Annotated in this window: 14 protein-coding genes and 3 tRNA genes; 11 read left to right on the top strand and 6 right to left on the bottom strand. The window is 53.8% G+C overall.

The window, feature by feature from the left end:
- Window positions 1-7 precede the first annotated feature (7 nt).
- Window positions 8-367, bottom strand: a complete 360-nt coding sequence (locus REA38_RS02775) for a hypothetical protein (protein ID WP_033637955.1) — start codon at window positions 365-367, stop codon at window positions 8-10.
- Window positions 368-911: 544 nt separating this feature from the next.
- Between REA38_RS02775 and REA38_RS02770 the strand changes: the two genes are divergently transcribed.
- Together REA38_RS02770 and REA38_RS02765 are read left to right on the top strand one after the other, a co-directional pair.
- Window positions 912-1,226, top strand: a complete 315-nt coding sequence (locus REA38_RS02770) for a hypothetical protein (RefSeq protein WP_033637956.1) — start codon at window positions 912-914, stop codon at window positions 1,224-1,226.
- Window positions 1,227-1,397: 171 nt separating this feature from the next.
- Window positions 1,398-1,829 (top strand): hypothetical protein, encoded by a 432-nt coding sequence (locus tag REA38_RS02765; RefSeq protein WP_047568120.1) that lies wholly within the window; start codon window positions 1,398-1,400, stop codon window positions 1,827-1,829.
- Window positions 1,830-1,847: 18 nt separating this feature from the next.
- Here REA38_RS02765 and REA38_RS02760 read toward each other — a convergent pair whose 3' ends face one another.
- Together REA38_RS02760 and REA38_RS02755 are read right to left on the bottom strand one after the other, a co-directional pair.
- On the bottom strand, window positions 1,848-2,189 hold the full coding sequence (locus REA38_RS02760; protein WP_033637958.1) for a GlpM family protein: 342 nt from the start codon (window positions 2,187-2,189) through the stop codon (window positions 1,848-1,850).
- A gap of 121 nt (window positions 2,190-2,310) precedes the next feature.
- Window positions 2,311-2,535 carry a DUF2594 family protein gene (locus tag REA38_RS02755; RefSeq protein ID WP_004927950.1) on the bottom strand — a complete coding sequence of 75 codons (225 nt, stop codon included), beginning with the start codon at window positions 2,533-2,535 and terminating at the stop codon, window positions 2,311-2,313.
- A 703-nt stretch (window positions 2,536-3,238) separates the two neighbouring features.
- Here REA38_RS02755 and uvrY point away from each other — a divergent pair.
- The 6 genes from uvrY to REA38_RS02725 all read left to right on the top strand — a co-directional run bounded on the left by uvrY (window position 3,239) and on the right by REA38_RS02725 (window position 7,391).
- Complete coding sequence (gene uvrY / locus REA38_RS02750; protein WP_004927947.1) at window positions 3,239-3,895, top strand: UvrY/SirA/GacA family response regulator transcription factor; 657 nt, start codon at window positions 3,239-3,241, stop codon at window positions 3,893-3,895.
- Window positions 3,888-5,720, top strand: coding sequence for an excinuclease ABC subunit UvrC (gene uvrC / locus REA38_RS02745; protein WP_047568116.1), 1,833 nt, complete (start codon window positions 3,888-3,890; stop codon window positions 5,718-5,720). The genes uvrY and uvrC overlap by 8 nt, the downstream gene beginning before the upstream one ends.
- Before the next feature lie 58 nt (window positions 5,721-5,778).
- Window positions 5,779-6,327 (top strand): CDP-diacylglycerol--glycerol-3-phosphate 3-phosphatidyltransferase, encoded by a 549-nt coding sequence (pgsA, locus tag REA38_RS02740; protein WP_033637960.1) that lies wholly within the window; start codon window positions 5,779-5,781, stop codon window positions 6,325-6,327.
- Between the two features lie 144 nt (window positions 6,328-6,471).
- Window positions 6,472-6,547: transfer RNA gene (locus REA38_RS02735), tRNA-Gly, on the top strand.
- A 674-nt stretch (window positions 6,548-7,221) separates the two neighbouring features.
- A tRNA-Cys gene (locus REA38_RS02730) sits at window positions 7,222-7,295 on the top strand.
- Between the two features lie 10 nt (window positions 7,296-7,305).
- A tRNA-Leu gene (locus REA38_RS02725) sits at window positions 7,306-7,391 on the top strand.
- 178 nt (window positions 7,392-7,569) lie between these two features.
- Here the strand turns inward: REA38_RS02725 and REA38_RS02720 are convergent.
- Window positions 7,570-8,910, bottom strand: a complete 1,341-nt coding sequence (locus tag REA38_RS02720) for an anaerobic C4-dicarboxylate transporter (RefSeq protein WP_308884900.1) — start codon at window positions 8,908-8,910, stop codon at window positions 7,570-7,572.
- Window positions 8,911-9,141: 231 nt separating this feature from the next.
- On the opposite strand from REA38_RS02720, the gene REA38_RS02715 reads away from it, so the two are divergent.
- From REA38_RS02715 to REA38_RS02705, 3 genes are all read left to right on the top strand, one after another.
- Window positions 9,142-9,594, top strand: coding sequence for a PaaI family thioesterase (locus REA38_RS02715; protein ID WP_103798680.1), 453 nt, complete (start codon window positions 9,142-9,144; stop codon window positions 9,592-9,594).
- 141 nt (window positions 9,595-9,735) lie between these two features.
- Window positions 9,736-10,017 carry a hypothetical protein gene (locus tag REA38_RS02710; RefSeq protein WP_033638003.1) on the top strand — a complete coding sequence of 94 codons (282 nt, stop codon included), beginning with the start codon at window positions 9,736-9,738 and terminating at the stop codon, window positions 10,015-10,017.
- Entirely contained in the window at window positions 9,983-10,534 is a 552-nt protein-coding gene (locus REA38_RS02705) for a hypothetical protein (protein WP_033638004.1), read from the top strand. The genes REA38_RS02710 and REA38_RS02705 overlap by 35 nt, the downstream gene beginning before the upstream one ends.
- A 68-nt stretch (window positions 10,535-10,602) precedes the next feature.
- Here the strand turns inward: REA38_RS02705 and REA38_RS02700 are convergent, their stop codons facing one another.
- Together REA38_RS02700 and REA38_RS02695 are read right to left on the bottom strand one after the other, a co-directional pair.
- Window positions 10,603-10,872: a hypothetical protein gene (locus REA38_RS02700; protein ID WP_033646469.1), complete on the bottom strand. Its 270-nt coding sequence runs from the start codon at window positions 10,870-10,872 to the stop codon at window positions 10,603-10,605.
- Window positions 10,873-10,963: 91 nt separating this feature from the next.
- The gene (locus REA38_RS02695) at window positions 10,964-11,230 is read right to left on the bottom strand and encodes a hypothetical protein (RefSeq protein WP_308884898.1); all 267 of its coding nucleotides are present in this window, start codon (window positions 11,228-11,230) and stop codon (window positions 10,964-10,966) included.
- Window positions 11,231-11,357: the final 127 nt, after the last annotated feature.

The raw sequence follows: 11,357 nt of genomic DNA, 5'->3' as shown, positions 1-11,357 counted from the left end.
CGCTATATCACCATTGCGGCCAATAGTAGGTTTTCTCTCGCCAGCCTTTGCCGTACATGCAGGCTTCGATGGTGGCGTCTCGTGCGGACTGATTGCGATCGGTTTGCACTGTTTTAATCGACGGTTCCTTGTCATAGCGGTATCCCGATGGACAGTCTTTCTTATTTTTCTCGCAAGGAATGTATTTGTTTTCGTAGCTGAACTCCACGTCCCGCACCACATCCGGCGGAAAACGTTCGTAGCCGCGACTGCGGCATTCGGCATATTCGGCATTTCGGGTACTCTCAACCGCGCCGGGCCTTTCCCATTGGGTGCAGGCGGTCAACATCAATAACGGCAAGGCAATCAAACAACGGCAATTCTTCATGGTGTCCCTAACTCTTTCTCTATCCTGAGGCTCGCTGACTAGGAATGTTCCTAACCGGTGAGGTAGGGCAGTGTAATAAACTGGTGCAATAATTGGAAATGATAATGGTTATTGTTTAGGTATGATTGAGGAAGTGCCGCGTTGAGAGAGGATGTGGCGCATTGAGTGAAGTCTGTAGGAAGCGGCGACCTCATGGCGAGGGCAGGCCGATGTGGCGCTGGTTTTATTCATTCTCTTTTTGCCGCAAGGATCCGAGCATCATTGCATCGTTATGAGTAGAGAAATAATATGCAGGCTAAGTATGTTCTTAGCTGGTTTGAATATTATCTTTATTTAGGATATTTACCCATGCCAAGAATTTAATTCTCGGTATTAATACCCTATTTTTTTATTTCTGTTTTTTTAATGGGGTTTTATTTTCGGATTTTATCCAGAAGAGAATTTTTAGTTACAGGGAATTCATTTGCATTTTAATTTTGGATTTTTTAAATTCAGTTCAGAGGCAGGATAACCGTTCGCGACAGCTACAAAAAAGGAGTTTATTTTGTCAGGGATAAAGAAAACGCCTGAAAGTCATGACGGTTTACCTGCACCATCAGAGGATTATGATACTTTTAAGCACCTCTCCGATGTTGGCTCCGTGTTGGGATATGGGCGAACTCGCTTCTATCAGTGGTGCCGTAGCCGCGGATTTCTAACTCCGATGAACGTTCCGTCTCATGAAATGATCGCCCTGGGATATATGGTGGCGGTGTTATCAGAGACCGGCCATACCCGGGTTTACGTCACGCAGGATGGTTTCAGTTACGTCAGTGGCGCTTTTGCTGCAGATATCCAACGTGGCATGATCAAGTTTTAAATCTGCAATAATCGCCTTTATTTCAATGGCTTTAATGCAGAATCTTCTTATCCCTGCAGGTTCGTGGGAGGAGTGGGAAGTTATCCGATTTTTTCGCATCTGCGGTATGAATGCTACTGGAGACAGCTATTCTCTTGTTACGATAAGCATTATTTTCTTCAGGAGCCAAGGATGAAGCATTACGCCGCGTTGTTATTTGCCTCTGCACTGTTGACGGGATGTGCGACCCAAGCCGTGCCGCCGCAACAGGCTGAGTTGCCCCCCCCAAGCCGTCTGATGCTCTATCAGAATATCCCGGATACGCCTTACGCCACGGTGGTGGTGGTGCGCGACAGCGGAATGCTGGCGGGCAGCTGCCGCACCGGCGTCTATGTGAATGGGGAGTTTGCCGCTTCGCTGGAGGCGAAAGAAAAAGCAGAGTTTCGCGTGCCGCCAGGCAATGTTTCGGTCAGTATCGGGCAAGATATGATCGAGAATCACCTGTGTATTTGGCGTGAGACCGGCGGCAGTATACCGATGACGCTGCGCGCCGGTGAAAGCCGCTATCTGCGTATCGCCGGTGATCGGCAGCGTGGCTTTGTTTTACAGGCGGGGCGACCGTAATCTGCCCTGGCAAGGGCGTTAACGCCCTTGCCACCATCCCCACAGCGTAATGAGTAGCCACGCTGCTGCAATCCAGCACAGTACCGCCGCCCCCAGAGCCAACGACAGCCGCAGACTGTTGATCAGGAAATACAGCGAGATCAAATACACCAGGTAGGGCAGCACCGCCCACATGCCAAAAATCAGCGTGGTTTTCAGCGCCGCAATGGAACGCTCGTTGCCGACAATGTAATGCGCAATCAGGGCGAAAGTGGGAAAGAGCGGGACTAAACCGGCGATATAATAGTTGCGCGTTTTGGCCAACAGGCCGATCAGAACCACGACCAGCGCGCCGATCAGCGCTTTGACAAGGATGGCCATAACGGTCTCGGGTGTGGGGGAAAGTCAACACACTGCCCGAAAGCACGTGCAAGATCAATGGGGTGTGGCGTAGCGCGGTGAAAAGCAGACCCACAAGAAGTGCGGGTCTGGGACGCAACGCTTACTGACGGTAAGCGTGCTTGATTTGCTGAATGCTGTTCTTGAAGATTTCCGCCTGGGTAGGATCTTCAATCTGGGCGATGAAACGTTCCATGTTGATGATGACTTTCCCGGCGTCGGCCTGGCCGATCGACTTCAAGATCAGCGTCAGCGTAGCTTTGAGGCAGGCAACCTCGGTCGCCAAGATTTCCGGGTTTGCAGACGTAGTGAAATCAACGTTGCTCATTTTCTCTCCTGATTTTTTGAGGCCGTAGCCTGATACAAGCTGCTTTGGCGCACCGCGCGCGGGCTAAACGTTGCCCCGCGCGCAGCGGCGAATTTAACTGGGCGCGGAGTATAGCATAGCATGCGTCCGTCATCTGCACCGGGCTTGCTCCGGTCATGCGGGCGGGCAACGTTCGCTCATTGCCATGCTGAATCATCCGCTGTCGGCCAGTTATTTCGAGGTGGTTAACAAGTATTTGTCCGGCACGTTATTGTTGAACAATGGGGGGGATTATAATTATTTGGGCGGGGAACACCGATTTTACCGGCGTTTGCCGAGAATAATAGTTTCGAACGCGGGTTGCCAAACCCACGTTGGCGGCGGATTTCGTTACGCCTTTAAATATCAAATGATTACAAACAGCCAATGGCCGTGTTAATATTATGCATGTCGCGATTGCTTACACAGATTTCTCACGCGCAACATGATTGTCGCGCTATCCTGTGTTTGGTGCAGCGCCGCGCAATTATTTTCGTCGTCCGATCTTTTCCAACGTGACGATTTATCGGCGGCATAGACGGCTAAAATTGAAAAATCAGCTCTGCTCCGCAAAGTTATTCGAAAGTATGTATTAATCTGTGTTCATTCTTGTCTGAAAAACAAGTAATATCTCTGGCGAAAACAGAGGCCGATTGCGTTACTCCCTTTTTTTGGAGATTTTTCCTTGATTAGCGTTCTTCTTGTTGATGACCACGAACTGGTGCGCGCAGGGATACGACGCATTCTTGAAGATATCAAAGGTATAAAAGTTGTCGGTGAGGCTCAGTGCGGTGAAGACGCCGTAAAATGGTGCCGTGGCAACGCTGTCGATATCGTGCTGATGGACATGAATATGCCGGGCATTGGCGGGCTGGAAGCCACGCGCAAGATTGTGCGTTATGCACCCGACGTCAAAGTCATCATGTTGACCATCCATACTGAAAATCCTTTGCCCGCGAAGGTGATGCAGGCGGGTGCCGCCGGTTACCTGAGCAAGGGCGCCGCGCCGCAGGAAGTGATTAACGCCTTGCGTTCCGTGCATGCGGGGCAGCGCTATATCGCGTCTGATATCGCCCAGCAGATGGCCCTGAGTCAGCTGGAGCCGCAGGCTGAAACGCCGTTCAGCTGCCTGTCTGAACGCGAGTTACAGATCATGTTGATGATCACCAAAGGCAAAAAGGTGAATGAGATCTCGGAGCAACTGAGTCTCAGCCCGAAAACGGTGAACAGCTACCGTTACCGCATGTTCAGCAAACTGAATATCAGCGGCGACGTCGAATTGACTCACCTGGCCATCCGACATGGATTGTTCAATGCGGAGACGTTGTTAAGCAGTGAATGACCGTTTTGATGCCAAAGCCTTCCTGAGTACCGTCACCAGCCAGCCCGGCGTCTATCGTATGTACGACGCCACGGGTACGGTGATCTACGTCGGTAAAGCCAAAGACCTGAAAAAGCGTCTCGCCAGCTATTTTCGGCAGCAGGTCAGTAGCCGTAAAACCGAGACGCTGGTTAAAAATATCGCGCAAATAGACGTAACGGTTACCCACACCGAAACGGAAGCGCTGCTGTTGGAACATAACTACATTAAATTGTACCAACCGCGATATAATGTTCTTTTGCGAGACGATAAATCTTACCCACTGATTTTTCTCAGTGCGGATACCCATCCCCGTTTGGCGGTGCACCGCGGCGCCAAACACGCCAAGGGCGAATATTTCGGGCCTTTTCCCAACTCTTACGCCGTACGCGAAACGCTGGCGCTGCTGCAGAAGCTGTTCCCGATCCGCCAGTGCGAAAACAGCGTATATCGCAACCGGTCGCGCCCGTGCCTGCAGTATCAGATCGGCCGCTGTCTGGGGCCTTGTGTTGCCGGCCTGGTGAGCGAAGAAGAATACCGGCAGCAGGTGGACTACGTACGGCTGTTTCTTTCGGGCAAAGATCAGCAGGTATTGCACCAGCTGATTGCGCGTATGGAAGAAGCCAGCAAACTGCTTAATTTCGAAGAGGCGGCGCGCATTCGCGATCAAATTCAGGCCGTGCGCCGCGTCACCGAGCGGCAGTTCGTGTCGGGCGACAGCGACGATCTGGACGTGATCGGCGTGGCGTTCGATGCCGGTATGGCGTGCCTGCACGTGCTGTTCATCCGTCAGGGCAAGGTGCTGGGCAGCCGCAGCTATTTCCCTAAAGTGCCGGGCGGCACGGATATGGGCGAAGTGGTGCAGACCTTTGTCGGTCAGTTCTATCTGCAGGGCAGCCAGGCGCGCACGCTGCCCGGTGAGATCCTGCTGGATTTCAGCCTGCCGGAAAAAGACCTGCTTGCGGAGTCGCTCTCCGAGTTGGCGGGGCGCAAGATCCAAATTCAAAGCAAACCGCGTGGCGACCGCGCCCGTTATCTGAAGCTGGCGCGTACCAACGCGGCAACGGCGTTGACCACCAAGCTTTCGCAACAGTCGACTATTCATCAGCGGCTGGCGGAATTGGCCAAGGTGCTGAACCTGACGGAAATCAACCGCATGGAGTGCTTCGATATCAGCCACACTATGGGCGAACAGACCGTGGCTTCGTGCGTGGTGTTCGACGGTAACGGCCCGGTGCGAGCGGAGTATCGGCGCTACAATATCAGCGGCATCACTCCCGGCGATGACTACGCGGCGATGACGCAGGTGCTGAAGCGCCGTTACGGCAAGGCGCTGGAAGAGAAAAAGATCCCGGATGTCATCTTTATCGACGGCGGTAAAGGGCAGCTCGGCATGGCGATCGAGGTCTTCAAATCGCTGAACGTTACCTGGGACAAGAATAAGCCGCTGCTGATTGGCATCGCCAAAGGCGCCGATCGCAAGGCCGGATTGGAAACGTTGTTCTTCGTGCCGGAAGGCGAGGGGATTTCGCTGCCGCCGGATTCGCCGGCGCTGCATGTGATCCAACACATCCGCGACGATTCGCACAATCATGCGATTACCGGCCACCGGCAGAGAAGGGCGAAAGTCAGAAATACCAGCGCATTGGAGCTGATTGAAGGCGTAGGGCCGAAACGGCGTCAGGTGCTGTTGAAGTATATGGGCGGACTGCAACCTTTGTTGAACGCCAGCGTGGAGGAAATTGCAAAAGTGCCGGGTATTTCACAAGCATTGGCAGAAAAGATCTACAATGCATTGAAACACTGAGGGCAATGTAGCAACATACTCTTAATTTCCACTCTAGCCAGATAGTTACCGTAGCATTATGCAATTGAATATACCGACTTGGCTTACCCTGTTTCGCGTAGTTCTGATCCCATTCTTTGTGCTGGCGTTTTATCTGCCGTTCAACTGGGCTCCGATGGTTTGCGCCGTTATCTTTGTGTTCGCCGCCGTCACCGACTGGTTTGACGGCTTTCTGGCACGCCGCTGGAAACAAACGACGCGCTTCGGGGCGTTTTTGGATCCGGTCGCGGACAAAGTGATGGTGGCGGTGGCGCTGGTGCTGGTGGCGGAGCACTACCACAGCTGGTGGATCACGCTGCCGGCGGCCACCATGATCGCCCGTGAAATCATCATTTCGTCGCTGCGCGAGTGGATGGCGGAAATTGGCAAGCGCAGCAGCGTGGCGGTATCCTGGATCGGCAAAGTGAAAACCATGGCGCAGATGATGTCGCTGGTGGGTTTGCTGTGGCGGCCGGATCGCTCCGTAGAGTATGTGGCGATTGGCTTGCTGTATATCGCGGCGGTGCTGACTTTCTGGTCGATGTTCCAATATTTGAAAGCGGCGCGCAACGATCTGCTGGAACCGTGATCGATACGCTGCAAAAATCGGCAAACGATCGTGATGAGCCAACAATTTTATTGACTCATCACGTCAGGCAAGTAGAATGCATCGCATCAGACGACAACGATGAATTGCCGAAAGATAGCAAATAAATCAGTCAGTTCTGGTAATGCGGGAATAGCTCAGTTGGTAGAGCGCAACCTTGCCAAGGTTGAGGTCGCGAGTTCGAGCCTCGTTTCCCGCTCCAAACATTAGCCTGTTGAATCCCCGTGATTCGGCAGGTAAGCGAAAAGGGGCTTTGGCCCCTTTTTCGTTTTCTATTCCTTTGCCGTCCGGTGAAACCCTTCTTCATCCTGCTACCTCGATTATTGCCACTATATCTGCTGTCGTTTTCATACCCCAGGATGCATCCGTTGCATGGTGCAATCAGGCACATTTGATTGGGCGCCGTACGGTGCACAATCTGACGTCAGTCTCCAGCCTTGCAGTTGCGTTGGCCGTTCGGGGCAGCGGCACCGGAGATTCATGATAATGTTATGCCTGATATCCCATCACCATAAGCAAGTGAAAAGCCGCAGAGGGCGCGGGTAAGCGATTCCTGCCGAGAAAAAAGATCCGATTTGCCCGTGAATCCCTGAACCGATGCATATAAAATCAACATTTCGCTTGCCTTTCCGTTGGCATTGTGAACAGTGCGCCCACAAAATAAGCAGTTGAAAGCGTTAGAGAACTTTTTGCTATTTCGGGGGGTTGCCAAGGTGGGGGGTTTAGTCCATAATGCAGTCCATCGATTCGGCGGTAACGAAATAAATTACTTAAGAATCAGATGATTAAGATAAGCGATTTCAACATCGCCGATCAAAAGAACAAAACGAAGTGGGTGAATCACCGGCTTTGGCCTGAAAAGGCAAACAGAATAAAGGCGCGTTAACAAAGCGGTTATGTAGCGGATTGCAAATCCGTCCAGTCCGGTTCGACTCCGGAACGCGCCTCCAACTTTCCCGAGCCCGGGTGGTGAAATCGGTAGACACAAGGGATTTAAAATCCCTCGGCTTATGGCTGTGCGGGTTCAAGTCCCGCCCCGGGTACCAGGGAACAAAAATACCGAATAATCAAAGCAATAAGTAGTAATGTCGTAGACCGCCGAGAGGCGGTTTTTTTGTGCCTGAAATTCGCGTTACACCTGTATTCTTCCCTTTTTTGTCATACCACATACCCATGGATTGTCATCCTGCTTGCAGGGAGCCCCGCAGGGCTCCGCAGTACCAATCATAAGAAACCGAACGCCGCAGCGAGGATCCAGCCGAAGACGCAGGAGACGCTAACGCCGATCAGGCCGGGCAGAATAAAGCTGTGGTTGATCACGAAGCGGCCGATGCGGGTGGTGCCGGAGCGGTCGAACTGGATTGCCGCCAGATCGCTGGGATAGGTTGGCAGAATGTAATAGCCGTAGCAGGCCGGCGCCGAAGCGACGATATAGGCCGGGTTGACGCCGATCGCCAGCGCCACCGGCACCAGTGCCGCCAGCGCGGCGGCCTGCGAGTTGACGAATTTCGACACCAGCAGCAGGATCAGCGCATAGGCCCAAGGGTACTCTTTCACCAGCACGCCCAGGGTAGCTTCGATCTGCGCCAGGTGCGCGCCGAACATGGTTTCCGCCATCCAGGCGACGCCATACACCGCCACGATGGCGATCATGCCGGAACGGAACACTTCGTTTTTAGAGATAGACGCCGGGTTGGTGCGGGTGATGATGACGATCAGCGCCCCGGCCATCAACATGCACATCTGGATCACCAGGACCATGGAGAGCGGCTTGCCGCCGAAGCTGGGCCGCAGCTCGGAAAATGCCCCCAGCACCGCCACCAGGGCGATGGTGGCGAGGAAAATCCACATGGCGATCCAGTTGCTGCGCGGCAGCACCCGATCCAGCAAGGTGGCGGCATCGCCATAGACGTAGCGATGGTTCTCCGGCACCGAGATGAATTTCTGGAACTCCGGGTCTTTGTCCAGGTCTTTGCCGCGGAACCAGCTGAAGATGCCGATCCCCAGAATGCCGCACAGGGTGGAAGGAATGGTGATCGACAGCAGATCGAGGAATTCCAGATGGCGGCCATTGAAGGTATAGCTGCTGAGCATCGCCACCAGTGAAACGACCGCTACCGAAACCGGGCTGGCGATAATGCCCATCTGCGCGCCGATCGAACTGGCCGCCATCGGCCGTTCCGGGCGGATGTTATTTTTGATCGCCACGTCATAAATGATCGGCAAGATGGTGTACACCACGTGCCCGGTGCCGCACAGAATAGTGAGAATGCAGGTCACGAACGGTGCGATGATCGAGACGTAGCGCGGGTTGCGCCGCAGCATCCGTTCGGCGATTTGCAGCATCACGTCCAGCCCGCCAGAGGCCTGCAGGGTGGCGGAGGCCGCCACCACCGCGATGATCACCAGCATTACGTCTACCGGCGGTTTGCCGGGCTGCAGGTGAAAGCCGAACACCAGGATCATCAACCCGATACCGCCCAGTAATCCCAGCGCAATGCCGCCCTTGCGCGCCCCATACAGCAGGCATGCCAATATAACCGCTAATTGCAGAAAGAAATCCATGATAGATACGCCTTAATAATGTTGAACTTAACTGCGTTCAGTTTCCTGCGGCGGTTACAACAGAAAATTGTTTTAAATCTAAAGGCGCTAAAAAATTGTGGTTATTAACGCTAAAGAGTGATGGTGCTCACACTCAGTGAATCAAGGGGGAAGAAGCCACCAGCACGAAAAAGCAAGCCAACAGGTCAGACCTCTACTATATGAGAGGTTTACTGATCCGAGGAGAAAACCATGGACCCGACAAAAATGACCGGGCTGGCGCTGTTACAGGCTGCAATGGCCGGCAAGATCCCAGCGGCCTCGATCGCTGAAACCGTGCCCATGAAGCCGGTTGCGGTGGAAGAAGGGTATATCCGTATCGTGGCGCGGGCAGACGGGCGCCATCTGAATCCGCTGGGTGGCGTACATGGCGGCTTTGCCGCCACGGTATTGGACTCGGTGACCGGTTGCGCGGTGCACAGTACGCTGGGCGCAGGCGTAGGTTACGGCACCGTCGATCTGCAGGTAAAAATGCTGCGCCCTGTGCCGAAGGAGAGTGACCTGATCGCCGAGGGGCGTCTGGTCTATGCGGCGAAGAACGTCGCTTTCGCTGAAGGCACGCTCAAAACGGCGGAAGGGAAGCTGCTGGCTTCGGCAACCGCCACTTGTTTTATCATTCGCCCCACCGAACAAGCACCGCACTAACCTGCTCGTTATCGGGCTTCGGGCTATCAACCCGGGGCCCGATGCATTTCTCTTCGGCTGCATAGATTGCTACGCTACGATGACAGGCGCGATACGCCATTGTGGTCTAGTATTCTTGGGTAAAAATTTATCGGAGTGATTATGCAGCCGTATAAAGAGGTTGAGTTTGATCATGAGCTTTGTCTGGCGATCGGCAAAGCCGTATTAGACGTGGTGGCGCAGGGGGAGGAAACCAGCGCTCCGGCGGTGATGAACGCGATTGAGCGGTCGGTGGAACAGGGGTTGAATGACGACGAAACGGCCATCGCCGACGACGCCCTGGATTTGATGGCTCGTCTCGTCCACGGCTTCAGCTTCATAAATCTAGCGGATGAAGAGGATACTTCCCATGCATTGGTTGAATTTCAAACGCTACAAGAGTGACGTTGCCAAACAGGCCGTGCCGCCGCATTTGAATGCGGCTGAATTTGCGCGGCATTACGCCGACAAGCCGCAAGCCGATACGGAAGAGTATCTTTCGCTGAGCGGGGAGATGTGCTGGGATGCGGTGGTGTTGTGCGCCCACCGTTCAGGCGCGCTTAGCAAGGCGAAATACAAGCAGCTGTGGCAGACGGTATTCGATAAGCAATACAAACATTTCGTCAGCCCTGACGATACCGAGATCCGCACCATGGCCGATATGTTGCGCGCGCCGCAGGGATGTTTTATCGGCATATTTTCCCTGCGTGACGCGACGGCGCCCCGTTTGCTGCATGCCATGATCGGCACCGGTGCAGGCTTTGCCGCCGGCAATAAAAATCTTTGCATCGGCGTGGGGGGCGCGGTCGGCTGGGAAAATCTCAATCTGGCGCGCGATCTGCGCTGGCAGCCGGAAGGCGGTTTTTTACGCCAGGGCGACAACGAAGTGCTGCGCATTTTTTACCGGCCTTTCCCCGCCTGAGCCGGTTCGCCCGCTTTTAGAGTAAAAAAAACCGCCGTCTGGCGGTTTTTTGTTGGCGGGTATCCCCCTTATTTGAACCCGCCGTTGCGAATGAACTCGAGACCGGCGGCGGTGATCCGCGTTTGATGCGGGTCGATATCATAGTTGTTCTCGTCGATGTCGCTCATCACATAGGCCTGTATCAGGCCCTTGGTTTTGAGATAGGCGAAGGGATCGGCGAAGGCGTGCGGGCTGGTGGCGTCTTGTTTCCACAGTTCATAGGTTTTTTCATCCAGCGTGCCGGGGTGATTGGCGGCCAGCCGGGTCAGGATCTGATTGTAGAACGCATAGTCGGTCATGATGCGGTCCTCTTTATCGCGAGCGACAGTCTCGGAAAATGGCGGTAAGGTCTTTCAATCATAGCCGATGTTTTCCGCCGTCGGCATGGGGTTAGCCGCGTTGGCTTTCAATCCAGTGGAACAGACGTGAAATGCTCAAGGTGATATCACCGATGTTGAAGAGTGCGCCAAGCCACAGGGCGAGCATAACCAGGATGCCGATGATGATGGAAAGGTCCATCGTGCTCATGATTATGTTCTTCATTATAAAGGCGTGCGGCAAAGCGTGCCACCAATCCCGCTTGCCATAAAATGCGCTGCGCATTATTCCGTTTGAAATCAAAGTAACAAAGCCACCCAAACGGGTAATGCTGGTCACTTAAGGGTGGCCAGCAACTTTTTTATCTGGATATTTCCTGCTTCTGGCTCTGAGCTCTCTCGGATAACTTCGCTCTCTGCGACCTGGCAACACCAGCCATTTTGCCTGTTCATACAACGTTCTGAGC

Origin of the sequence: Serratia sp. MF1(2023) (assembly GCF_030954545.1) — a bacterium.
GTDB classification, from domain to species: domain Bacteria; phylum Pseudomonadota; class Gammaproteobacteria; order Enterobacterales; family Enterobacteriaceae; genus Serratia; species Serratia sarumanii.
Note: the sequence above shows the minus strand (reverse complement) of the source record. Positions and strands in the feature narration are given on the sequence as shown.